Raw genomic sequence first — 23,375 nt, 5'->3', positions numbered from 1 at the left:
TACGAGCGTGATGGTGCGGGCTGAAAGCAGAAAAAGGACGCACCCTTGAATGCAGGGTACGTCCTTTGAGTTTATGGCTTATTTGTGAACGTACCGTGAAACCTTGGCTAGTTGCCAGAGGTAACTGCACCGGTAGTTGGGTTGAGGAGAACGACGTTGGGATTGGGCGGAACATTGCTCGTGAAGTTGAACATGTTCATGAGAGATCCGGCAGAGGCGTCGAAGGATCCGCCACCGATGCGTGCGCTGCTCAGGAAGACATCTTCAATAAAGCGAGTGATGGAGGCCTGGTCGGTCGGAGTCTGATCGACGTAGTTTTTCTTGGCCCAGGGTGAGATGACGAGCAGGGGCAAGCGAGGACCGTGACCGCAACGGCCCTGGACGGGAAGTCCGTTGGAGTTGGGACCCGCCAGAGTGGGAGCGGCGCCGTTGCAGAAGGCTGCATCGGAGGTTGTCTGGGAGCCGTTGACGAAGTCGGTGAGGTGATCGTACCAACCGTCGGAGTCGTCGTAGGCAAGGATGATAGCGGTCGAACCCCAGAAGGACGAGGACTCGATGGCGTTGATCTCGGTGACGAGGAAGGTCTGCTCGTCGAGAGGATCGGAGTAACCGGCGTGGCCGTCCTGGTAGCCGGGAGCCTTGAGGAAGGTGACGGCAGGCATGTTTCCGGCCTTGAGAGCTGCGTTGAAGTCAAGAATGTCGTACTGGTGGTTGGCGGTGGAGGGGCCGGTATCGGCCGCGGTTCCGATCGCTGCGACGGAGGCGGGGCGGATATGAGTCGGGTTTGCGGTGCTGGCGTAGTACTGGAAGGGCTGGTGGTGGGGGATGTAGTCAGCCTTGAGAGGATTGCCGGGGATGTTGACGGCGCCGGTGGCGCGGCTGCCGGTTGCTTCCCCGGGCAGGCATCCGGTACCGGAGGCGATGACGCCGTTGGCGCTGGTGTTGGTGATGGAGAGATTGAAGCCGCCCTCGAAGAAGCCCCAGGAGATGCCGGCGGTGTTCAACAGATCGCCGATGTTTTTGCCGGACATGCTGAAGTACTCGCCCGTCGAGGAGCAGACGTCATTGGCCGGGTCAGCGTCGTTGATGTCCGTTAAGCCACCCTGGCCGTCGGCGATTACGGCGCTGCCCAGGGCGCCGACCTGATTGATGACGCCGTTGGTCTGGCCGGAGATGAGGTTGATGGCGCCTGGGGTGGAGGGACCAAAGGTGGTGCCGAAGGAGTGGTCGTTGAGGCCGTAGTGCTGGGCATAATTCCAGAGTGCGGTGACGGTGTTGCCGTCATAGTAGCCCATGGTGAGGGCGGTGGTGCCAGTGATGGGAGCTGCTCCGGTCGAATTGACGAGGGAGGCGGGGTTGGCGGTTCCGACGGAGAGTGGGAAGAGATCCATCTTGCCGTTATCGAATGCCAGCTGCTCGGGGCCGTAGTTGTGGTCCTGGTCATTGGTGGCAGCCTGGTTTGGGCCGAGTCGGAAGGGATTGGCCGACACAGAGTTCGATGCAGACACATTATTGGCGCTGTTGAGATTCGGATTGGCCGTGAGCAGACTGGGGTTCGAGATGTAGTTATTGGTGATGGTGGGAGTGGCCGGAAGGCTGGTGGTGCCGGCGGCGGCCGCAGCAGCTACCGTGGCGGCGGTTGCAGGGGTAAAGGTGGTTCCGCCTGTGTTGGCCGCGTTGGGGTAGGTACCGAAGTAGTGGTCGAAGGAGATGTTTTCGCCGTAGATGACGACGATGTGCTTGATGGCGGCCTGGGCGGTGGTGGGCGTGATGACGACGGGCGGAGTGGTGTTGGCGTTGCCGTTGCCTGGAGGCGTGCTGACCGTGCCCTGGCCGCAGCCACTGAGAATAAGGGTCGAGGACAACGAGAGGGCGAGAAGTTTCCGAATCATTTTTTGAGGCCTCAAAAGTTGGTAGAGATGCGGTGCTCCTTATTGTTAGGTCTGAAGGTGGCTGGATTTGTGAATTGAAGTTGAATGCCAGATGAATTAATGGAGTGTGACTGCTCCGAAGAGGCTGTTGGTGCGTCGTTGGAGGCGAAATGGGCCTGCCCTCATACAATCGGAGTAATGGGATTTTCGTTTGAGGTAGACAGGACCGCTGAGGGCGGAGGGCGGAGGGGGCGGCTGAGGCTGCCGCATGGAGTGGTGGAGACTCCGGTGTTTATGCCGGTGGGGACGGCGGCGAGCGTGAAGGCGGTGCCGCAGAGTCTGCTGGAAGAGGTTGGCGCGGGTGGAAAGGGGGCGCAGATTATTCTGGCGAACACCTACCATCTGTATCTGCGGCCGGGGCATGAGCTGGTGCGGCGCATGGGCGGGGTGCATCGGTTTATGAGCTGGGAGCGCCCGATGCTGACGGATTCGGGCGGGTTCCAGGTGTTCAGTTTAAGCAAGCTGCGGAAGGTGACGCCGGAGGGGGTGGAGTTTCGGTCGCACCTGGATGGGAGCAAGCATTTTTTCTCGCCGGAGCACTCGATGGAGGTGCAGATTGCATTGGGGGCGGATATTGCGATGGTCTTCGATGAGTGCGTGGAGACGCCGGCGACGTGGGAGAGGACGCGGGAGTCGATGGGGTTGACGCATGCGTGGGCGCAGCGGTCGAAGGATCACTTTGAGTTACATAAGGACCGGGTACCGTGGTTTTCGGAGAGACAGGGGCAGACGCAGAGTTTGTTTGGGATTGTGCAGGGCGGCATGTATGCGGATTTGAGGAAGGAGTCGGCGGAGAGGCTGGTGGAGATGGATCTGCCAGGGTATGCCATCGGCGGGCTGGCGGTGGGGGAGCCGCGGAAGGTGACGCGGGAGATGATCGCCTGGACGCTGGAGCATCTGCCGAAGGATAAGCCGCGATATGTGATGGGGGTGGGGTATCCGGATGAGATTGAGGAGTACGCGCGGATGGGCGTGGACATGATGGACTGCGTGCTGCCGACGCGGGCGGGGCGGCATGGGCTGCTGTTTACATCGGAGGGCAGGCTGAATATCAAGAAGAAGGAGTATGCGGAGGATCAGGGGCCGATCGACGCGACGTGCGGATGTATGGTGTGCCGGCGGTATACGCGGGCTTATCTGCGGCATTTATTTGCGTCGGGCGAGCCGTTGAGTGCTGTGCTGAATAGCGTGCACAATATTGCGTTTTATCTGGATACGATGGAGCGGGTGCGGCGGGATTTGGCAGGAGTTGGCGAAGCTAGTTGAGGTTGTTTTGGACGTAGATTCTGTAGCCGAGGGGCTTGGAGGGGCTGCTGCCTGCGTTGACCATGCGCGGGGGGATTCGTTCTACGTCGAGGTGGTAGTTGGCTTGGAGGTAGTCGTCGAATTGGGGCCAGCGGTTCAGCTTTTGATAGGCGTAGCCGGGGCGCTGGGTGGCTGGGTCGCAGTCGTTGCTTGAGACGACGAAGACGGCAGGGGGATTCTTCGTGATGGCCTGCCAGAAGGCTTCGCGAGATCGGTCTCGTTCGGTCCCGGGTTGGTTGGAGAGCATGTAGCAGTCGTAGAGATAGCCGGTGGATTGCACGAGACGCATGTTGTAGAGCGTGGGGATGCAGCCGTCGGCCATGTCCAGACACTGCACACGGGCGTCGAGTTTTTCGCCTCCCAGTCGGTTGAGGTCGGCGCGGAGCATGGTGTCGAACTCCTGATTGCGCCAGTCCTGCCAGAGGGCGTGTGCGGTGGAACCGCCTGCGACGAAGACTACGCCAACCACAATTCCCGCTATGGACAGGGCAGGCAGAAGTTTATTGGTCTTGGTGAAGCGGAGTCGCCAGTGGGCTGGTTTGGTTTTGAGGATGGTGGTGAAGTCGATGGCGATCAGGAGGAGCAGAAAGGCTTCGGAGGGGTAGCGATGGTAGGGAAAACCCTTCCGTTGGAGATAGAAGGAGGCTAGTCCGAAGAGAACTGCGACGAGGAGGGCGGCTCGCTCCCAGGTGAGCCAGTCTTTTTTGAGGAGGACGATGGGGAGCCAGAGCAGCACGACGGGAAGCATGACGGACGAGATGCTGTGAAGGATGAGATGAGGGTAAGAGCGGGGGCCGAGGAGGAGGAAGTAGGGGAGGAGTTGGGTGAGGGTTCGGAAGAAATCGGCGGTGATGTGTTGGTGGTGAAGCCAGGCGAGGATTAATAGGAGCGGCGTCAGTGTTCCAAGAAGCCCAGCGATGAGGTGCGAGGCGAAGGGTTGACCTCTGCGTTTTAGGGCGATGGTTGCGAGGAGCAGGACAGCTGGTCCGAGGAAGAGAACGGATGGCTTGATGGTGGCTGCGACGCCGCAGAAGAATCCGAAGAGGGCCGTCATCCAGGGCCTGGTCTTTCCTGGTGGAAGCGCTCTGTGATGGGTTCTCAGGCCGGTGAGTAGGAAGGCGTAGCCGATGAGGAGGCAGACCGTCATCGTGAGATCGCGCTGACCTAGTTCGACTAGGCCGTTGCGGCCGTGGATGAGCGCGAAGAGGGACGCTGCAAAGAGTGCAGCGAAGCGGCTGTAGGGCCGGCAGATGACGAACATGGCGAGTGCCGAGACGGCCAGGAGCGAGAGGTCGAAGAGCCGCCAGGTGAGCGAGTTGCCGCCGAAGAGATGCATGACGGCGCCTTCTATCAGAAGCGTCGTCGGCATGTTGGGATCGACGATGTCGCGATACGGAGCCATGCCGTGGTCCATGAGGAAGACGACGTAATGCATGAGGGCGGCGTCGCCCATGAGGGGCCAGTGCCAGGTACGGATCACGAAGAGCAGAAGGTATCCCACGAGGAACACGGAGGAGAGTGTCCGGGTGATGGCGTATGACCGATCCGACATGGCTTCGATGCTCCCGTGGTGCCGCTGCTGCGGGCAAACTTTTATTAGAGCATTGCAGTTGTTAGAAGTTGTCATGAAGCTGTCCTGCCGGACGGGCCTTCTGCGCGGAGGGCGGGCGTTCGCGCGCCTTTTTTAGAGCTTCGCGTGGTCCTCCCGTTGGTCGGAATCATCTTTTTTTCGCGACCAACGGGAGAGCCAACCGAAGGGGTATACCCGTCACGAAGTGACCGCTCCGCGCGCAGCGGGCCCGTCCGGCAGGACAGTGTCTGGACAGATTATTAGAGCATTGCAGTGCGGCAGGTCGGTTATGCGAGGCGCAGGGAGTCGTGGTTCTGCTTAAGTTCGAGGCAGAGCGCTTCGACAACGAGACTGTGGTCTTCGCGCTGTGGCAGGCCGGAGACGGTGACGCAGCCGATCACGCCCGCGCCGATGACGTGGAGGGGAAAGCTACCGCCGTGGGCGGCGTAGTCGGCATCGGGAAGACTGTAGCGTTCGCTGAAGGTGCGGCTGCTCTGCTCGAGTGCGAGGCCGATGGCATAGGAGCTGCGATGGAAGCGGGCGACTACATTCGATTTGCGCTGCACCCAGCGGGGATTGTCCGGCGTGGTGTCGGCGAGGGCAGTGTAGAAGAGCGGCTGGTAAGGTTGGCCGAAGCGGCGAATGTCGATGACGAGAGACTGATTGCGGGAGACGGCCAGATCGCGCAGACTCTGGCCGAGACGCCAGGCCGTGTCATAGTCGAAGGTGGAGAAGCGGAGTTCGGCCTCCTGGTGAGCGATGGCGGCGAGGTCTTCGGGGATGGGCATGGGCGCTTCCTTCTTGCTTGCATACGGTTGCAAATCGATTGCTTCACGAAAAAAGAAATTCTGGCTAACTATTCCAGAGTCAAAATGTCCGACCGCTGCGTCTCTAACGGCATAGGAATGATAACGGCCATGAAATTTTTTTTACCCCTGTTGCTATTGTGTTCGTTTTCGTTGGCGCATGGCCAAGGTTGCCCAGCGGGCCAGCAAAAAGATCCGGTGACGCTGGTTCAGATTGAGCAGGTCTGGCTGCGAGCCGTGGAGCAGCACGATAAGGCTGCGCTAGAGTGCATTCTGGCAGATGAATTCGAAGAGGCAAACTTTGATGGCTCACTGATCGACCGCAGAGCAATGCTGGCGACCGTCGCGAAGCCGAGCACCGTTCACTTCGAATTATCTGAGTTGCATGCGCATGTGCATGGCAATTCCGCTTATGTCCGTGGTGTGGGCGGGACAAGAAGCCAGGACGGAAAATTTCATGCGAAGAATCGCTTTACGGATATTTTTGTCTATCGCGATGGGCGCTGGCAATGTGTCGCAGGCCATGAATCGCATTTTCCTGAAGAACGCTAGCGGCCCCATGCCAAAGCAACCCGTTTTTCGGCGGTGGTTGGCTAGGCATGTCTATTCATGCCTTTATGAGATAGGCGATTAGCGTCCCGCGTTAAGGCGAAGGTTGGCGCTGGATTGGCGGCGGTGGGCGTAGAGTGTTGAGAGCTTTTTACGAGGAGATGCGGGTGACTGCAAAGGATTATCGACGGATGGCGTTGAGTCTGCCGGGAGCCTCCGAGGGGTCACATCAGGGGCATCCCGACTTCCGGGTGGGAGGGAAGATCTTTTGTACTCTTGCGTTTGAGAAGGAGGGCTATGGCGTTCTGAAGCTGAGCCCGGAGGAGCAAACTGGGCTGGTGGAGGATGCGCCGGAGGCGTTTTCTCCTGTGCCTGGCGGGTGGGGTCGCGGTGGGGCCACCCGGGTACGGCTGGACTCGGTGAGCGCGGATATGTTGGAGGGCGCGATAAAGATGGCCTGGAAGCGACGTTTGGCGAAGTGAGGAGCGATGCTCGCGCCTTGACAGGGGGTTGCGGTTACGCGATGCTTAGGGGCTAGGCACACTTTTGCACCATAGGCGAAGTTGCGTCCGGCTGCGCGCACTGGGCTGTGGTTTCGCTGGCCAGTGCTAAAGAAGAATTGAGTGATTGAACGGAGTTTCGATTGATGTTTGCGATGTGGTTGCAGAGTGCGATGGGTGGACTGGGTAATCTTGGCAGTCTTGCCCTGCCGATCCTGTTTTTTGTGGTGCTTTATTTTTTGATGATCGCGCCGAACCAAAGGAAGCAGAAAAAGTGGCAGGAGATGCTGGGGCAGTTGAAGACCGGCGACCGTGTCACCACCAATGGCGGGATTCGCGGCACGGTACTGACCGTGAAGGACGATCTGGTAATCCTGCGGGTTCAGCCGGACGGCGTGAAGCTAGAGTTTGTCAAAAGCGCGATTGCCGCGGTGACGACTGACGAACAGGCTGCCTAGAACAAAGACTTCACAACAAAGCTGTAACAGATATTAGATGTAGGCACGTTGAGATTGAACCGTTAACAACGGACGAGGAAGAAACAAGGATAGCGGCGGCGGGACTGAAGCATGGCACCGCGGCTGCACCCTTCAATAAAGATCATGGGCAAGAATCTGGCCGGGAAATCGGCATTCATCGTTGCGGTACTGGTGATCTTCTGCTTCGGCATCGTGGGCATTCCACATGGCGGGCTCACGCAGTCGATCAAAGATCGTATCCACCTGGGGCTCGACCTTAAGGGCGGCACCCACCTGGTGCTTGAAGTGCACGTGGCTGAGGCGATCGCTTCGGCTACGGACCGCGATGTAGCGAGGCTTGAGGGCGATCTGCAGAAGGCCGGAGTGGTCGGCGCTACTGTGGGCAAGACGGATCCCTTGCGGCCACAGACAATCATCGTGTCGGGTATTCCGGCGGCGAAGTTGAGTGACGCTCGCTCCGTGCTGCAGGGGAACGATTATTCGACCTATGACGTCACCACGACGCCTGATGGCAACTCGGCACTGACGATGAAGGTTGGCGCGGCTCGGGATCTTGAGACGCGGACGCTCGATACTTCGATCGAGACGATTCGCGAGCGCATTGACAAGCTGGGTGTAGCTGAGCCGGTGATTCAGAAGTACGGGCTGGGCGAGAACCAGATCCTGGTGGAGCTGCCCGGCGTCAGCGATCCCGGCCGGGTGGAAGAGATTATTCAGTCGACTGCCAAGCTGTCGATTCATGCGGTGACTGGTGGGCCTTATGAGACGGATCAGGCTGCGTTGCAGGCGAACGGCGGGGCGATTCCTCCTGACTCGATGCTGGTGCATGGCAGCGGCTCCGCAGGCGCACCGGACCAGATCTGGCTGCTGAAGCGAGTCAGCGAAGTGGAAGGCACTGATTTCCGCGATGCGCAGCCGGGGCAGGACCAGAACGGCCGGCCGAACATCCGGTTCAACCTGACGACTGAGGCGGGAGATCGCTTCTACAAGTACACCGAGGCGCATACAGCTTCAAGCGCGACGCCGGGCTCGATGGCGATTCTGCTGGATAACAAGGTTCGCGAGGTTGCGGGAATCCAGTCAGCAATTCGCGACAGCGGCGAGATCACCGGTGCGTTTACGCAGCAGCAGGCGAACGATCTGTCGCTGATGTTGCGCACGGGCGCGTTGCCGGCTTCGATCTCGTATCTTGAGACGCGGACGGTTGGGCCGAGCCTTGGCGCTGCCTCGATCCATCAGGGCGTGGTCGCGGCGATCGCCGGTATGTTGGCGGTCATGATCTTCATGCTGATTTACTACAAGGGTGCTGGCATCAATGCGGATCTGGCGCTGATGCTGAACCTGGTGATCCTGCTGGGGTTCATGGGCTTCACCGGCTCGACTTTGACACTGCCAGGAATCGCGGGTGTGATCCTGACGATTGGTATGGGCGTGGACTCGAATGTACTGATCTTCGAGCGTATTCGCGAAGAACTTCGGGCCGGCAAGACAGCGGCGGCGGCGGTGCAGCAGGGCTTTGCGCATGCCTGGGTGACGATCATCGATACCCACGTGACGACCATCGTTTCGGCGATGATTCTGTTCCTCTTCGGTTCGGGTCCGGTGCGTGGGTTTGCGGTGACGCTGGCGTTCGGTTTGTTCGCCAATTTGTTTACCGCGGTGCTGGTGTCGCGCGTGATCTTTGACGCGATTCTGCAGAAGAAGGAACGCGGCGCGGCGCTGTCTATTTAGTTTTTCGAGAGATTGCGGAGCCATTGGCTGCCGCTGAGGGTTTGAGCTTGGAACTGTTTCGTACAACAAATATTGATTGGCTCGGGAAGAAGTGGTACTTCCTCGGGTTTTCCCTGATCTTTTCTGTTCTGGGTGTGTTGAGCATCCTGTTCTGGCACCACATTCCGATGGGGGTTGATTTCAAGGGAGGCACGCAGGTTCGTGTGGCCTTTGACCAGACTCCGAATGAGGATCATATCCGGCAGGCGATGGACCGTGCGGGCGTGCACGATGCCCGCATTCAGCGCGTCAGTGATCCCAGCGGCCATGCGGCGAACAAGGTGATCATCGCGCTGCCCGAGTCAACGGCGACCGACCAGTCGCACGATGCGGGTCGGCAGAGTGTGGAGAGCGCCCTGACTGCCAACTACCGCGACTCCGCGTTTACGGTGGAGCAGGTTGAGATTGTTGGACCTACGGCTGGGAAACAGCTGCAGAAGCAGGCGTGGCTGGCTACCCTGTACTCGCTGATCGGAATGCTGATCTATCTGTGGTTCCGGTTTGAGCTGATCTATGGCGTGGCTGCGGTGGTGGCGGTGTTCCACGACACGCTGATCACGGTTGGCGCGTTCAGTTTGACGAATCAGGAGATTACGCTTACCGTTATCGCTGCAATCCTGACGTTGATTGGTTATTCGATGAACGACACCATCGTCGTCTTCGACCGCATTCGCGAGAATCTTGCGCTTTCGCGGAGGGAGTCGCTGCATGATGTTGTCAATCGGAGCATTAACCAGACGTTGAGCAGAACTGTTATCTCGTCTGGCCTAACCTTCTTGACGGTGCTTTCGCTGTATTTATTTGGCGGAGAAGTGCTGCATGGGTTTTCCTTTGCGCTCGTTGTTGGCATCCTAATTGGAACCTACTCATCGATCGCGGTGGCTGCGCCGATGCTGGTGGCCTATCAGGACTGGCGAGTGAGCAAGGGCAAGTCGGTGACGTTACCTGCGGGCAAGCGCGCGAAGGTGTAGGGATCGGCTCTTCTGCCGATGGAGTAGGACAGGAACAAAAAAAGAAGTGGCTGGAACAAAAAACAACTGGGAACAAAAAGCAGCAACGTGGTGTCTAAAGAAAAATAGCTCTTCTTCACAGTAAAGAGGCTGCATATGTTCGAATCCTCGTTGATGGAATCCGGCGGCCAGATCAAGACCAAGTCCAAGTACTGGATGATTGGGACCTTTATCTTCAATGGCGCGATCCTGGCAACCATGATCCTTATTCCGCTGCTGTATCCGGAGGCTTTGCCGAAGACGGCAATGACTGCGATGCTGACAGCGCCGCCTCCACCCCCTCCCCCTCCACCCCCTCCGCCGCCGCAACAGATCGTCAAGCCGATCAAGATGGTGTCGGAGATCGACGCAGGTCTTCACGCTCCGACGAAGATTCCTAAAGACATTAAGATGCTGAAGGAAGATGCTGCTCCACCTCCGCAGGTTGCCGGTGTTGCCGGCATGGCTGGTATGGGTGGCGGAAGCGGTGTTCCAGGTGGCGTGATGGGCGGAATCGGCACTGCGCCGACTCCAGTCGTCAAGGTTGCTCCGCCGAAGGGCCCGGCTCGCGTATCGAGCGGCGTCGTAGCTGGCAATAAGCTGTCTGGGCAGAATCCCGTTTACCCACCAATCGCGAGAGCTGCTCACGTCTCCGGTGCGGTTGTTCTGCATGCGGTGATCTCGAAGAGCGGCACGATCGAAAAGCTCGAGGTCGTCAGTGGTCCTGAGATGCTTCGGTCTGCGGCGGTCTCGGCCGTCCAAGGGTGGCGCTACAAGCCGTACTTCCTGAACGGCGAGCCCACCGAAGTGGATACTCAGATCACCGTCAACTTCAACTTCGGCGGCGGCTAAACCAAGGCTCATCTAAATCAAGTCTAATCAGGCAATAACGTCTCTCGCGGGTCTCCCAAAGGTGTCGAACTTTTGGGGGATTCCCGGGTCAAGATTCTGAAAGTTAGAGTTCTACCAGGAGGAAATATTCCAGTGATTCTCGCTCATCTAGCAACAACCTTCGCTCACGTTCCCGCTTCCCTCGCCCTGTACTTCGAGGAAGCCCAGGTCAGCTTCAGTGTAATGGGACTTTGGGGCAACATGGGCTGGCTGGCCCGTTGCGTCGTCATTCTTCTCTTCATCATGTCGATCTGGTCGCTCGCTGTGATCATCGACCGGGCCCTCTATTTCTCTGCTGCCCGCAAGCAGTCTCGCGAGTTTGCCCCGAAGGTTGCAGGCGCGTTGAAGGACGGCCGTCTGGATGAGGCGATCAAAGTTGCGGACCGTTCGAAGAAGTCGCACCTCGCCGAGGTTGTTACCGCTGGCTTGCAGGAGTTTCGCAGCTTTGGTTCGGGTGGCACGATCACCGAGGAGCAGGTTGAGAGCTCCAAGCGTGCACTCGAGCGCTCGGAAGCCATCGTTCACGCAAAGCTGAAGCGCGGCCTGGGCGGTCTGGCTACGATCGGCTCGACGGCTCCCTTCATCGGACTGTTCGGTACCGTGGTCGGTATTTTGAACGCCTTCCAGCAGATTGCAACCCAGAAGACCTCTGGTATCGGCGCAGTTGCCGGCGGTATCTCGGAGGCTCTCGTAACGACCGCCTTCGGTCTGCTCGTCGCCATCCCGGCCGTTATGACGTTCAACTACTTCACCGGTAAGGTCGAGGCGTTTGACGTCGAGATGGACAACAGCTCGAGCGAACTGGTTGACTACTTCATCAAGCAGAGCCACCGGTAAGGCTTCGGTCCTGAAGGCGCAAGGCAATCAGCAGCACTCTGCGGGAATCACCCTCTGACCAAGCTTTCGGGCGCCGCCAGCGAACGGCGTCCGAGGGCTGGGCAGCTATCGCAGGAAGAGTAAATACAGCAACCGGACGGAGCATACGTTATGGGTATCAATAAGCGGGATGAAGGCAAGAAGGTCAACTCCAACATCAACGTGACGCCGATGGTGGACGTGATGCTGGTGCTGTTGATCATCTTCATGGTCATCACCCCCATGCTGAACAACAAAGTCAACGTGGATCTGCCGAAGGCTGATGCCGCGGTGGTAATGGAAGATGCCAATAAGGAAGATGCCGTCGTCGTCGCTGTGACCCGCGATGGCAGGACGTTTCTCGGCGGCGACCAGGTAACGCTCGATGATCTTGGACCTAAGATCTCCGCGAAACTGGAGAACAAGACCAGCAAAGAGGTCTTTATGCGCGCGGACATCCGTGCCAACTATGGCAAAGTGATGGATGCGGTGGATGGAATCCGGTCCGCCGGTGTAAGCCAGCTTGGCCTGTTGACTGAAAGAACAGACGACACCGGCGCGACAACAACCAAGAAGTAGCATGTAGGGTGCCGGACTCGCATCGACTGGAGCGGCAAGAGTATCTGAGGAGATTGCTATGGGAATGGGTGGTGGAAATACTGGCGGAGCGGTTTCTGAGATCAACGTAACCCCGCTTATCGACGTTCTTCTGGTGCTGTTGATCATCTTCATGGTCATCGTGCCAGTCACGCCTCGAGGGTTGGAGACGTTGGTTCCTCAGCCTCCCAAGGATCATAAGGAGCAGCAGGAGAATGACCGTACGATCGTCGTTCAGGTGCTATCCAATGGCGCTGCAGCCCCGGCTTACAAGATCAACGAGACTTCGATGAACAAGGGCGACCTTGAGCCTAAGCTTGCCGAGATCTTTGCAACCCGGCAGGAGAAGGTCATGTTCGTCAAAGGCGACAAGGATCTGGACTTCAGCAAGGTTGCTGAGGTTATCGACTTCGGTCATCAAGCCGGAGTGGATAACATCGGTCTCATTACACCCCGAGTCGAAGCAGGACAGTAATTCAGTAGGTAAAGCTTTGCGCAGGCGACTGGTCCAGGTGACCAGTTGCCTGAAGTTTTGTGTAAGTAACTGTGGTTGATCGAGTGCTAGCGTTACCTAAATTTCGTTCACCCCTCCGTCGACTCTCTTTCATATCCTGGGTGGTTTGACCCCGATGACAACAGGGACAGTGCATCTGAACGGCCGGGGATTTGGCGGGCATGACCAACGCCGAGCGAACGGAGCTTCGCAATACCACGGTGGGGTTCGTGTTCCAGAAGTACAACCTGCTGCCGACTCTGTCTGCAGAAGACAATATCCGGATCGTGCAGTATATCGGTGGCCGGAATACTGTGTTCGACCCGGCATTTCAGGAGATTCTCAAGCTGCTTGGGATTACCGACAGGCTGAAACATTAGCCTCGTGCCCTCTCTGGCGGGCAGCAGCAACGGGTGGCGATTGCGCGCGGACTGCTGAATTCACCGGCGATTTTGCTGACCGACGAGCCTACGGGCAATCTGGACAGTGAGAACTCGGAGGCAGTGCTGAAGTTGATCAAGGACCTGAACCGCCGGCTCGGGCAGACGATTCTGATGATCACTCATGACGCCGACGCCGCTTCCTATGCGGACAGAATCGTCAAGATGCGAGATGGGCGTATAGTTTAGGCCACTTTGTTTGTGTTCCGGCTAGCCCACGACCGCTGGCTTGCATCGAATCACGAAGAGCAGTTCGAGCTAGGCAGAAGCTTCATGGTTGTAGTACAAAAGACCGACATTAGTTCCTTTTTGAAGTAGGGAAAGAAAGCTGCTCTAGTCACGTTAGGACATATACCATTACAATCAAGCGAACGCCGAAACTTGGTTATGTAGTCTTTCCCGGTCTTTGGAATAGAAACTCGCGCCCATTTTGAAGGAGATGATTCGCCCAATGAAATTCACCGCACGGATTCCGGTTACGGCTGCTTTGCTGGCGCTGATGCTTATCACTGCAACCGGGTGTAATCGCCTGAAGGCTCGGGATCAGCTGACCAAGGGAGTGCAGGCATTCAAGAATGCACGATACGAAGAGGCAGTGAACCACTTCCAAAATTCGATCGCCCTAGATCCGAACTACGAAGACGCGAAGCTGTATCTGGCGACCGCTTACTCGTATCAAGTGGTGCCGAATCTGGACACGCCAGAGAACCTTGCGGTCGCGCAGAAAGCCCTTGATGGCTTCAACGCTGTTCTCGCGAAGGATCCTAACGATCTGACTGCGTTGAAACAGATAGCCTCCATCAATCGAAACATCAAGAAGTTTGATGTGGCTAAGGAGTACGAGAAGAAGGTCATCGCGATTGCTCCGAATGATCCGGAGGCCTACTACACCGTCGGCTTCGTGGACTGGACGCTGGCTTATAAGAACGCGATCACAATTCTTGCTGCGGACGGGTTGACCGACCAAGGCGATGGCAACCCCAAAAAGAGCAAGGGAGCATGCCAGAAGCTGCAGACTGCTAACACCGATCTGGTGAACGAGGGACTGCAGTATCTGAATAAAGCTGTCGAGTTGAACCCTACCTATGACGACGCCATGCAGTACCTGCAACTGACCTATCGTCGAAAGGCGGATCTGGAGTGCGGTGATGAACCTGCTCGTAAGGCTGATATGGCCCAGGTTGATACCTGGATACAGAAGGCCATGGGCGCTCGCAAGGAAAATGAGCTGAAGAAGGAAAAGGCGACACAGGGTGGCGTTTCGATGCAGTAGCCGCCGTTGCTTGTTGTGATGCTGGAGGCCTCCCATAGCGGGAGGCCTCTTTGTGTTTGGGTGTGTTCTGGTTTTGGCTCGGTGAGTCAGTCGTCTGGGGTAGAATGGCCGCTTGCGACGGTCGATAAAAAAAGTGTTGATTGCGAACCGCGGGGAGATTGCGCTGCGGGTTATTCGTGCGTGCCGGGAGATAGGGATGGCCACGGTGGCGGTTTACTCGGATGTCGACCGGGGGGCCCTGCATGTGCTGCACGCGGATGAGGCCTACCGGCTGGGGCCGGCGCCGGCGGGGGAGAGCTATCTGCGGGGGGATCTGATCCTCGAGGTGGCGCGGCGGACGGGTACGGATGCGATTCACCCTGGGTACGGGTTCCTCTCGGAGAATGCGGAGTTCGCCGAGGCTTGTGCCAAGGCTGGGGTGACGTTCATTGGGCCTCCGGCGAGCGCGATGCGGGTGCTTGGCTCGAAGACCAGGGCGCGACAGGCGGCGGATGCGGCGGGGATGCCTCGTGTCCCGGGGAGCGTGACGGGGCTGGCCGATGTGGCCGAGGCGCTGCGCGTGGCCGCCGGGATTGGCTATCCGGTGATGCTGAAGGCTGCGGCTGGAGGCGGTGGTAAGGGCATGCGGGCGGTGACGCGGGCGGAGGATCTCGGGGCGGCATTTACGGCGGCCAGCAGTGAGGCGGAGCGGAGCTTTGGGTCGGGCGAGGTGTATCTGGAGAAGCTGATCGAGCGGCCTCGGCATATCGAGATCCAGTTGATGGCGGATGAGCATGGGAGCTGCGTGTATCTGGGCGAGCGGGAGTGCTCGGTGCAGCGGCGGCACCAGAAGGTGATCGAAGAGGCTCCTTCCGCGGTTGTGGGAGATGATCTGCGCCGCAGGATGGGCGAGGCTGCGGCGCGACTGGCGCTCTCGGCTGGGTATGTGAACGCTGGGACGGTCGAGTTCCTGGTGGATGATGCGGAGAACTTCTACTTCCTGGAGATGAACACGCGGCTGCAGGTGGAGCATCCTGTGACCGAGATGGTGACTGGATTGGATCTGGTGCATCTGCAGCTTCGTTTGGCGATGGGCGAGCCTCTGCCGCTGACGCAGGAGGATGTTCGGCTGCGCGGACACGCGATTGAGTGCAGGATCTATGCGGAGGACCCTGAGAATCATTTCTTTCCTTCGCCGGGATTGATTACGCGGCTGATTCAGCCGAGCGGTCCGGGGATTCGCGAGGACTGCGCGGTGTATGAGGGTTGGAATGTGCCGCTGGACTACGATCCGATGCTGTCGAAGCTGGTGGCGTTTGCGCCGACGCGGGAGCAGGCTATTGACCGGATGCTGCGGGCGCTGGGGGAGTATGTTATTGGCGGGATCAAGACCAATATCGGGCTGTTCCGGCGGATCCTGATGGATGAAGACTTTCGCGCCGCCCGGATTGACACGGGGTATCTGGAGAGGCTGCTGGCTGAACCCGCTGCCCCTGCGCAGGAAGATGCGCAGGAGGATGTCCCGGAGGATGTGGTGGCGCTGGCGGCTGCGCTGTTTGCTGCGTCTGCGAGGCGGGAAACGATCGGGGCGCAGGCTGTCTCCGGTGTCTCTGAGGAGAGCCGGTGGGCTGTGGCCGGGCGGCGGGAGGGGTTGCGACTGTGACGGTCTGGCTTGAGGTTGTGGGAGAGAAGCGGCGGGTTGAGCTTGCGGCTGAGTTCGGCGCGGGGATGGAGTGCTCGGTGGACGGGCGGCCGATGGTGGCGGATGTAAGGGTGTTGCAGGCTGGAGTGCTGTCGTTGTTGATTGACGGACGGCAGTACCGGTGCGTTCTGGATGGCAATGGGGTGGTGATTGGGGGACGGCGGTTCGAGTTTGAGGTTGCCGATCCTCGGTCGCTGCAGGGGCGCCGGGGGGCGGGTGCCGGGACGGATGGGCCGCGTCCGGTGAAGGCTCCTATGCCGGGTAGGATGGTGCGGGTGCTGGTGGAGGTGGGCGATGCGGTCGAGGAGGGCCAGGCGCTGGTAGTGATCGAAGCAATGAAGATGCAGAACGAGCTGAAGTCTCCCAAGACCGGACGGGTGGCCAGAATTGCGGTCGCGGTTGGCGATGCGGTCGGCTCCGGGGATGTGCTGGTGGTGGTTGAGTAGAGCGGTTCTCCTAGCTGGCAGCTTGATAGGGTCATTTCTTTCTCCTCTCTCTGGGTGGGGGTACCCCCCTCCCCCCTTGGGGTATTTTGGGAGTAAATCACTTGGAATCATTGGTTTGCCGGCTGCTTGTGTATGTAAATTATTGATTCCATGCGACTTGCTTGCAAAATATTGAAAATAAATGACTTGTTGGCTAATAACAGAGGCCCCCGATTGCTCGGCGGCCTCTTTTGCTTCTCTACTACCAGTATAGCGGTTGGAGGATAACTCATACGCCACGCGAATGTGCTGGATTGGCGCAGGGATTTGCGGTTTGGGGGCTTGACAGTTTTTGGGGCACTTCCACTTGGGTGCCTCGAGGAGATTGTTGCGCGCGGGCCAGACACGACCGGGAACGGAGAATATGCTGTGTTGCTTTACTGCTCCGGGTTGGGCTGAAAGTGAACCGAGACTGGAAGGGCGGCACCTTGCCGGATCCGATAGGTCGCGACGACCTCTCCTACCCAATCGCAGGCGTGGCAGGTTGCATTGCGTTTTTGCACTCCGCTTTTTAGCCTGGATTCTTCAGGATGGAGCGCCCAGCACCGAGAGGTATATACGGTGTCCGGCGGCAGCGCAGTCGTGATGGCGCGGTCGAGTTGCGAGAAGTCCACCGGGTGAGCTCCTGCCGCATCGAACCACCAGTATCCGTCAGCGCATCCTCCTCCGTTTCCACCGTCAGGGTCGAAGGTCCCAAGGATGGCATTGGGTCCTACGCCATAGACGGATGCGGACTTGAGAGACTGAAAGAGTCCTCCGTCGGCTTGCAGTCGATAGATTTCGAAGTACTGATCAGGCTGCGGAGCAACACTGCGATCGTCGACCGGAACCTTCACCAGCAGGCTCTTCCATTGCGCGGGCGGTAGATCGGCTAAGGAAATAGGTGGGCCGGCGCCTGGCACCGTCGAGGTATCGAGGGCTAGACCGGGCTGGGCATAGATGGTGGTGATGATCTGGACGATGGCGTGGGTCGAGAGAACGCAGAGGTCGGTCACCTTCTGTTCGACGCGATAGTCCTGGGCGCTGATAAGGTGACCATCCGTTGCCTTGAGGCCGAAGGGAAGAGTGCGGTCCACATCGAGTCGAAGCGGGTCTTGAGTCCACCATGAGAGCGGATGGGCGACTGGAGTATCGTGCGTGTCTGATTTATCGGTCACAACCTCCCGCTGCAATTGGGAGGTTTGCGCGAGTGCCCGCTGGAAGAGGAGGACGGCTAAAAAAACGAAAGAGAGGGAGAATCGCAGCATGGGTCTTCTAATCTTCCACACTCTATCAAACTATCCATTACGTGGAGTCGGTTTGAGCAGGCTAAGTGTGGGTTGAGGGCGCGGAAGAGGCTCAATCTGGGTAGGCGGTGAGGAATTTTTTGTAGGCGCGGTCCGGGGAGTTCCTTAAGTCGATATTCCGCGACCGCGCCGGAGTATCGAAAAAAGGAGATAGGGCAGGACTGTTAGCAAGAAGATCAGCAGGGCTTGAGACAGGCCATCGGGAATCCCCTGGAGGAGAGGTCCAAGCGTGAAGCTCATGGTAATATGTGCGACTTTGTCATGCAGGTTTGGACGATGGGCGTGGACTTTCGCTGTGCCACCGACCAGTGCGACCAGAATCCAGCCGACGATGGGCCAAACCAGATTGAGTCTCTGACGGGCTGCGATGAGTCCGATTGCCCAACCGATGAGAGTCGGCGCTGCGGTAAAGAGAGACCAGCCAACGCCGAAGTAGAGAATGGCGAGGCCATTTATTGGGACGAATGGCGAATCGAGTCCCGGCAGGAAGATTCGCCAGCCAGACCACAAGATGAGACAGGCAATGAAGTAGGCCGCTGCGAGGAGCGAGAGCGGGGCGAGGCAAAAGGTTGCCCACGGCGCCCTGACGCTCCAGGACTGGAGTTGACGCTGGTCGATCATTGCCCTGGCGAGATCCTCCGTTTCGCCGAGCCGGAGGAGCGCCGCGGACTTCGCGTCCCCTGGGCTGAGACCGGCTCGCTCCTCTTCCGCGTTCAGGTCGGCCAGGTGATCGACAAGTTCGCTCAAGTAACGTTTTACATACCGTGGCGCTACGCCAGCCCGAAGCAGGCGTTCGCGAAGTTCATGGAATGGCCTGGCCATGGTGCCCTCCTGTCAGCATGGTTTGGATTGCGGTGGCCAGGTTGGTCCAGGTCTTCGAGAGATCGGCTAACCGTTTCGCTCCGACGGGCGTTACGGAGTAATAGATACGGCTACGGCGGTTGACGGTCTTGCGTCGGGACTTAAGCGCTCCGTCGCGTTCCAGTCCATGGAGAACCGGATACACGACGCCTTCGCCGACCGCGATCACTGCGCCGGTGCGGCTGCGGATTGCGTCGACGATCTCATAGCCATACATCTCCTCGTGCTGGAGGAGTCTGAGGATGAGGAGCTCCGGAACTCCATTCATAAAGTTCGGATTGGTCTCGCGGCGAGTCATCAAGGACACAATACCTTGTGGTTCGAGGTATTGCAATGGCTTTGTTCAGTCGGGGTGGGCGGTGAGGAATTTTTTGTACTCGCGGTCGAGGGTATTCATGAAGGATTCGACCAGGGTTAGCTGTCCCTGAAGAACCTCGATCTTTTGCTTCATGTCGCTGGCCTGGGCCTCGGTCAGGTCGGGACCTTTCTCCTCCATATTCATGAAGGGAGCGAGGCTGATGATGGCGTCGCGGGCGGCCTGCTGCTCGGCGTTGTAGAGCTCGGTCTGGGTGGTGTAGATATTGGCATACTCCTCGGCCCGGGCATAGGGCATGTAGGAGAGGGCGGTGGTGGATTGTGCGGTCCTCCAGCTCACGTCGTCGATGGTCTGGATACCGGAACCAATCGACATGCTCGCGTGCTCTGGCTCCTTGTGGTTCTTGATGACGTATTTGAGAACTTCGACGTCGTGCTTGAGTTCAGCCTGGTTCTTGTGCAGACCGGCCAGTGCATCGGGCAGGCCCTTAGCGTTGCTTTCGATCTCGGCGTGGAGGCTGGCTTCGGCTTCGTGGACGAGATGACGGTGGTGTTGCCACTCGACGCAGCCTTCGAGGCTGAGCGCGATGAGCAGGCCGATGGTGATGGTCAGGAGATGAAGCAGAAAGTCTCGCCAGCCATGAATGGGCTCATGGGGAGGGTGCACATCGATCACGGTGGGGACCTCGTCGAGATTCATTGAGGACTAGGGTAGCAAATCGTCTGGGGCGGGATGCATGTTGCGGCTTCGTGGTGCGGTTCTGAAGGAAGGGGTTTCTGGTCTCTCTTGATTTGTAACCAAAAATGTGATATAATACTAAAGTCCACTTTTTCCGGATGTTGGCTGTGGGACTATTCGAAATTCAAGGAGGCGAGATGGAGAATCTAAGCGAAGAGGTAAGAGTTTTTCTTGAGAAGTATGAGGCGAACTCTAACGTGGGGAGTCCTGAAGAGATTGCGATGCAGTTTGCCGATGTCTTTATGGCGGCTGATCCAAGCGGCGCTCGTGCAGTTCCGTCTTCGGTGCTGCTGATGGCGATTCCGCAACGCAGGCAGCTGTTTGAGAGCGTGGGGAGCAGTGTTAGTACGCTGGCATCGGTGGAACAGACAAGACTGGATGATCGATACGTTTTGCTAAAGACTGAGTGGTTGGTGAAGTTTGATCGAGGGAGCGGGCTAAACGACGAGCTTAGCCTGCGATCGACCTTTGTTGTGCATCGTTCGGGCGATGGTCTGAAGATTGTCTTTTATTTGAGCTACGAGGATCTAACGGCGGTTCTGCGCGATAGGGGGCTTTTGCTGTCGGATATGGCTTAGGTTGGCGCTTATCTCCTAGTCTGATTTTGACAGGGCTAAGACTTCGGCGAGGTGCATGGGTTTGGCTTTGGTGTTCTGGGTGATCTGCTCGGCGCAGCTGAAGCCATCGGTGACGAGGATGGTGCTGGCGGCTTTGTTGCGAACGGCGGGGAGGAGGACGCGGTTGGCGAGGGTTTGGGAGACGTCGTACTTGTCCTTTTCGAAGCCAAAGGGACCCGCCATGCCGCAGCAGCCGGAGTCGAGTAATTCAACGTCTGCTCCGGTTAGGCGGAGGAGGGCGACCTCGTCGTGCATGCCCATGGTGGCGCGGTGGTGGCAGTGGCCGTGAACGAGGATTTTTTCTGCCAGTTGTGGCGGGCGGTAGTTGGGCGCGTGTTTGACGAGGAACTCGCTGAGGAGGAAGGTCTGGTCGCGGAGTTTTTGCGCGCGGGGATCGTGGGGGAGGAGGTTGGTGAGCTCGTCGCGGAAGACGGAGGCGCAGGAGGGTTCGAGCACGACGATGGGGGTGCCGGCCTGGAGCTGCGGGGTAAGGGCGTTGAGAGTTTTGAGGAGGTAGTCTTTGGCGGTGTCGAGCATGCCGAAGTCGTAGAGGGGGCGGCCGCAGCAGAGATGCTGCGTGGGCAGGGTGACGCGGAAGCCGGCGGTGGTGAGGACCTGGTGGGCGGCGCGCATGGCGGCGGGGTGGAAGTAGTTGTTGAAGGTGTCGGCCCAGAGGAAGACCTCGGGGGCTTCGGCGGGGAGTGGATTGCGGCGGTCGCGGCGGCGTTTTGGGTCGCGGGCGAGGCGGCGGTCGGGGGTGAAGGGTTTGGAGAAGCGGGGGAAGGTTCGCTGCGGATGGATGTGGAGGATCTTCTTCATGACAGCGCTGATGAGCGGTGTGTGGTTGATCGCGTTGACGAGGTGTGGGGCGTAGGAGGCGAGGCGGGCGAAGACGTCGATGCGGCCAAAGGCGTAGTGCGAGAGCGGGCGGGACTCGCCTTCATAGTGGTGGGCGAGGAACTCGGACTTGTAGGTGGCCATGTCGACCGAGACGGGACACTCGGACTTGCAGGCTTTGCAGGCGAGGCAGAGGTCGAGCGACTCTTTGACTTGCTTGTTCTTCCACTGGTCGGGCAGGACTTCGCCCTGCATCAGCTCCCAGAGGAGATGGGCGCGGCCGCGGGTGGAGTGGAGCTCTTCGCCGGTGGCCATGAAGCTGGGACACATGGTGCCGGCGTCGGTCTTGCGGCAGGCTCCTACGCCTACGCAGCGGAGGTTGGCGTCGGCGAAGCTGCCGTTGTTTTCGGCGTAGGCGAAGTGGGTCTTGGGCTGCCAGGGATTGTAGTCGGCGCCGAGGCGGAGATCTTCGTGCGGCTGGTGGGCGTCGATGAGCTTGTTGGGGTTCATCCGATTGGTGGGGTCGAAGAGGCGCTTGAAGGTGCGGAAGGCGTTCATCAACTCTTCGCCGAACATCTTGGGGAGGAGCGCGCCGCGGGCCTGGCCGTCGCCGTGTTCGCCGGAGAGAGAGCCGCCGTGGGCGAGAGCGATGTCAGTGGCGCGATCCATGAACTGGCGGAATTTGAGGATGCCTGCTTCGGTTTCGAGGTCGAAGTTGTGGCGCATGTGGACGCAGCCCTGGCCGAAGTGGCCGTACATGGGGCTGCGGTAGCCGAACTCGTTCATGAGGGCGAAGATGGCGCGGAGATAGCTTCCGAGTTGATGGGGATCGACGGCGGCGTCTTCCCATCCCTCCCAGCCGGTGCCGACGCCGGGGATGAAGGCGGTTGCGCCAAGGGCGGACTCGCGGATGCGCCAGACGTTCTTGGCTTCGGCTGTCGCGTAAATACGTGATGTTGCGTCCGGGGCGATGGTTTTGAGTGAGGCGACCAGGGCGCGGGCTTTGGTGTTGGCTTCGGCCTGGGTGTCTGCGCCGAACTCGACGATGAGGAAGCCGTTGCCGCCGGGGAGGAGCGCGAGCTCTTCGGAGAACTTCTGCTTGCGGCGCATAGCGTCGAGGAGGAGACCGTCCATGCCTTCGAAGCCGATGGGTTTGTGCTCGAGGATTTGGGGGACGTGGTCGGCGGCGAGGAAGATGTCGGGGAAGCCCACGCCGACGAGGGTGCGGCAGGGTGGAGACTGGACGAGCTGGAGGGTGGCGCCAAGGATGATGGCGCAGGTACCTTCGCTGCCCACCAGGGCTCGGGCTACGTTGAAGGAGTTTTCAGGGAGGAGCTCGTCGAGATTAAAGCCGGAGACGCGACGGGGGATGTTGGGAAATTTTTCGCGGACCTGGCTGGCGTAGTTGTCGCGAAGGGATTTCAGGGTGGCGTAGATCTCGCCTATGCGTCCTCCTGTTGCGATGTGGGCGGCGAGCTCGGCTTCGGTGGTGGGGCCTACGGTGAGGCGGGTGCCGTCGTAGAGGAGGAGGTCGAGGGTGGCGATGTTGTCGACGGTCTTGCCGCCCATGAGGCCGTGAACGCCGCAGGAGTTGTTGCCGATCATGCCGCCGATGGTGCAGCGGCTGTGGGTGGCGGGGTCGGGGGCAAAGGTGAGGTGGAGCTTTTCGGCGGCGTCGCGAACGCGGTCGAGGACGATGCCGGGCTGGACTTTGACTGTGCGATTTTGCACGTCGATCTCGCCCATGCCGTTCATGTATTTGGAGATGTCAAGGATGACGGCGGCGTTGCAGCCCTGGCCGGCGAGCGAGGTACCGGCGCCACGGGTAAGGATGGGTGCGTTGAAGCGGCGACAGAGTGCGACGGTGGCGATGACGTCGGCTTCGTCGCGGGGGAGGACGACGCCGATGGGGATGTGGCGGTAGTTGGAGGCGTCGGTGGAGTAGAGGGCTTTGGAGGCGGGATCGAAGCGGACTTCACCGCGGATCTGCTCCTGGAGGAGCTGGGCTAGCTCGTCGGAGGCGGGGAAGGTGTCGTGCGCGCGGGCGTGGGAGCTCGGCAGGACGACGAAGGGGGAGGAGGACATATTGGTCACTATACTTTGGTC

At 59.1% G+C, this 23,375-nt stretch carries 24 protein-coding genes; 16 read left to right on the top strand and 8 right to left on the bottom strand.

Annotated elements, in window-relative coordinates:
* Positions 1 to 107: 107 nt before the first annotated feature.
* Complete coding sequence (locus RBB75_RS07030) at positions 108 to 1,892, bottom strand: phospholipase C (protein ID WP_353069995.1); 1,785 nt, start codon at positions 1,890 to 1,892, stop codon at positions 108 to 110.
* A gap of 177 nt (positions 1,893 to 2,069) precedes the next feature.
* On the opposite strand from RBB75_RS07030, the gene tgt reads away from it, so the two are divergent.
* Positions 2,070 to 3,197 carry a tRNA guanosine(34) transglycosylase Tgt gene (gene tgt, locus RBB75_RS07025; RefSeq protein ID WP_353069994.1) on the top strand — a complete coding sequence of 376 codons (1,128 nt, stop codon included), beginning with the start codon at positions 2,070 to 2,072 and terminating at the stop codon, positions 3,195 to 3,197.
* On the opposite strand, the gene RBB75_RS07020 is transcribed toward tgt, so the two are convergent.
* Both RBB75_RS07020 and RBB75_RS07015 read right to left on the bottom strand, forming a co-directional pair.
* Positions 3,190 to 4,788, bottom strand: a complete 1,599-nt coding sequence (locus RBB75_RS07020; protein WP_353069993.1) for a hypothetical protein — start codon at positions 4,786 to 4,788, stop codon at positions 3,190 to 3,192. The genes tgt and RBB75_RS07020 overlap by 8 nt on opposite strands.
* Positions 4,789 to 5,093: 305 nt before the next feature.
* Complete coding sequence (locus RBB75_RS07015; protein WP_353069992.1) at positions 5,094 to 5,594, bottom strand: heme-degrading domain-containing protein; 501 nt, start codon at positions 5,592 to 5,594, stop codon at positions 5,094 to 5,096.
* Positions 5,595 to 5,723: 129 nt separating this feature from the next.
* On the opposite strand from RBB75_RS07015, the gene RBB75_RS07010 reads away from it, so the two are divergent.
* The 14 genes from RBB75_RS07010 (at position 5,724) to RBB75_RS06945 (ending at position 16,575) form a co-directional block, all read left to right on the top strand.
* On the top strand, positions 5,724 to 6,164 hold the full coding sequence (locus RBB75_RS07010; RefSeq protein WP_353069991.1) for a nuclear transport factor 2 family protein: 441 nt from the start codon (positions 5,724 to 5,726) through the stop codon (positions 6,162 to 6,164).
* 158 nt (positions 6,165 to 6,322) lie between these two features.
* Positions 6,323 to 6,643: an MmcQ/YjbR family DNA-binding protein gene (locus RBB75_RS07005; RefSeq protein ID WP_353070366.1), complete on the top strand. Its 321-nt coding sequence runs from the start codon at positions 6,323 to 6,325 to the stop codon at positions 6,641 to 6,643.
* A gap of 164 nt (positions 6,644 to 6,807) precedes the next feature.
* The gene (gene yajC, locus RBB75_RS07000; protein WP_179580550.1) at positions 6,808 to 7,119 is read left to right on the top strand and encodes a preprotein translocase subunit YajC; all 312 of its coding nucleotides are present in this window, start codon (positions 6,808 to 6,810) and stop codon (positions 7,117 to 7,119) included.
* Positions 7,120 to 7,263: 144 nt separating this feature from the next.
* Positions 7,264 to 8,871 carry a protein translocase subunit SecD gene (secD, locus tag RBB75_RS06995; protein WP_353069990.1) on the top strand — a complete coding sequence of 536 codons (1,608 nt, stop codon included), beginning with the start codon at positions 7,264 to 7,266 and terminating at the stop codon, positions 8,869 to 8,871.
* Between the two features lie 47 nt (positions 8,872 to 8,918).
* Positions 8,919 to 9,881 carry a protein translocase subunit SecF gene (gene secF / locus RBB75_RS06990; RefSeq protein WP_179640168.1) on the top strand — a complete coding sequence of 321 codons (963 nt, stop codon included), beginning with the start codon at positions 8,919 to 8,921 and terminating at the stop codon, positions 9,879 to 9,881.
* A 135-nt stretch (positions 9,882 to 10,016) separates the two neighbouring features.
* On the top strand, positions 10,017 to 10,751 hold the full coding sequence (locus RBB75_RS06985; protein ID WP_179640167.1) for an energy transducer TonB: 735 nt from the start codon (positions 10,017 to 10,019) through the stop codon (positions 10,749 to 10,751).
* A gap of 132 nt (positions 10,752 to 10,883) precedes the next feature.
* Positions 10,884 to 11,627: a MotA/TolQ/ExbB proton channel family protein gene (locus RBB75_RS06980; protein ID WP_179640166.1), complete on the top strand. Its 744-nt coding sequence runs from the start codon at positions 10,884 to 10,886 to the stop codon at positions 11,625 to 11,627.
* A gap of 150 nt (positions 11,628 to 11,777) precedes the next feature.
* Positions 11,778 to 12,224 carry an ExbD/TolR family protein gene (locus RBB75_RS06975; RefSeq protein ID WP_179640165.1) on the top strand — a complete coding sequence of 149 codons (447 nt, stop codon included), beginning with the start codon at positions 11,778 to 11,780 and terminating at the stop codon, positions 12,222 to 12,224.
* A 58-nt stretch (positions 12,225 to 12,282) separates the two neighbouring features.
* Positions 12,283 to 12,717, top strand: a complete 435-nt coding sequence (locus RBB75_RS06970) for an ExbD/TolR family protein (protein WP_179640164.1) — start codon at positions 12,283 to 12,285, stop codon at positions 12,715 to 12,717.
* A 200-nt stretch (positions 12,718 to 12,917) separates the two neighbouring features.
* Positions 12,918 to 13,115, top strand: coding sequence for a hypothetical protein (locus RBB75_RS06965; RefSeq protein WP_353069989.1), 198 nt, complete (start codon positions 12,918 to 12,920; stop codon positions 13,113 to 13,115).
* Positions 13,116 to 13,148: 33 nt separating this feature from the next.
* Entirely contained in the window at positions 13,149 to 13,364 is a 216-nt protein-coding gene (locus RBB75_RS06960; protein ID WP_353069988.1) for a hypothetical protein, read from the top strand.
* A gap of 262 nt (positions 13,365 to 13,626) precedes the next feature.
* A complete protein-coding gene (locus RBB75_RS06955) occupies positions 13,627 to 14,448 on the top strand; it encodes a hypothetical protein (RefSeq protein ID WP_353069987.1) in 822 nt (273 codons plus the stop codon).
* Between the two features lie 133 nt (positions 14,449 to 14,581).
* Entirely contained in the window at positions 14,582 to 16,090 is a 1,509-nt protein-coding gene (locus tag RBB75_RS06950; protein WP_353069986.1) for an acetyl-CoA carboxylase biotin carboxylase subunit, read from the top strand.
* On the top strand, positions 16,087 to 16,575 hold the full coding sequence (locus RBB75_RS06945; protein ID WP_353069985.1) for a biotin/lipoyl-containing protein: 489 nt from the start codon (positions 16,087 to 16,089) through the stop codon (positions 16,573 to 16,575). Before RBB75_RS06950 ends, RBB75_RS06945 begins: the two co-directional genes overlap by 4 nt.
* A gap of 416 nt (positions 16,576 to 16,991) precedes the next feature.
* Here the strand turns inward: RBB75_RS06945 and RBB75_RS06940 are convergent, their stop codons facing one another.
* The 4 genes from RBB75_RS06940 to RBB75_RS06925 form a co-directional block, all read right to left on the bottom strand.
* Complete coding sequence (locus RBB75_RS06940) at positions 16,992 to 17,861, bottom strand: hypothetical protein (RefSeq protein ID WP_179640160.1); 870 nt, start codon at positions 17,859 to 17,861, stop codon at positions 16,992 to 16,994.
* A gap of 144 nt (positions 17,862 to 18,005) precedes the next feature.
* Positions 18,006 to 18,722 carry a hypothetical protein gene (locus tag RBB75_RS06935; protein ID WP_353069984.1) on the bottom strand — a complete coding sequence of 239 codons (717 nt, stop codon included), beginning with the start codon at positions 18,720 to 18,722 and terminating at the stop codon, positions 18,006 to 18,008.
* The gene (locus tag RBB75_RS06930) at positions 18,703 to 19,059 is read right to left on the bottom strand and encodes a PadR family transcriptional regulator (RefSeq protein WP_353070365.1); all 357 of its coding nucleotides are present in this window, start codon (positions 19,057 to 19,059) and stop codon (positions 18,703 to 18,705) included. The genes RBB75_RS06935 and RBB75_RS06930 overlap by 20 nt, the downstream gene beginning before the upstream one ends.
* A gap of 45 nt (positions 19,060 to 19,104) precedes the next feature.
* The gene (locus tag RBB75_RS06925; RefSeq protein WP_353069983.1) at positions 19,105 to 19,776 is read right to left on the bottom strand and encodes a hypothetical protein; all 672 of its coding nucleotides are present in this window, start codon (positions 19,774 to 19,776) and stop codon (positions 19,105 to 19,107) included.
* A gap of 176 nt (positions 19,777 to 19,952) precedes the next feature.
* Here RBB75_RS06925 and RBB75_RS06920 point away from each other — a divergent pair, with 176 nt between their 5' ends.
* Complete coding sequence (locus RBB75_RS06920; RefSeq protein WP_353069982.1) at positions 19,953 to 20,393, top strand: hypothetical protein; 441 nt, start codon at positions 19,953 to 19,955, stop codon at positions 20,391 to 20,393.
* 15 nt (positions 20,394 to 20,408) lie between these two features.
* Here RBB75_RS06920 and RBB75_RS06915 read toward each other — a convergent pair whose 3' ends face one another.
* Positions 20,409 to 23,354: an FAD-binding and (Fe-S)-binding domain-containing protein gene (locus tag RBB75_RS06915; RefSeq protein WP_353069981.1), complete on the bottom strand. Its 2,946-nt coding sequence runs from the start codon at positions 23,352 to 23,354 to the stop codon at positions 20,409 to 20,411.
* Positions 23,355 to 23,375: the final 21 nt, after the last annotated feature.

It is taken from the genome of Tunturibacter empetritectus (genome assembly GCF_040358985.1).
GTDB classification, from domain to species: Bacteria; Acidobacteriota; Terriglobia; order Terriglobales; family Acidobacteriaceae; genus Edaphobacter; species Edaphobacter empetritectus.
This window is presented reverse-complemented; position numbering and strand designations above follow the sequence as displayed.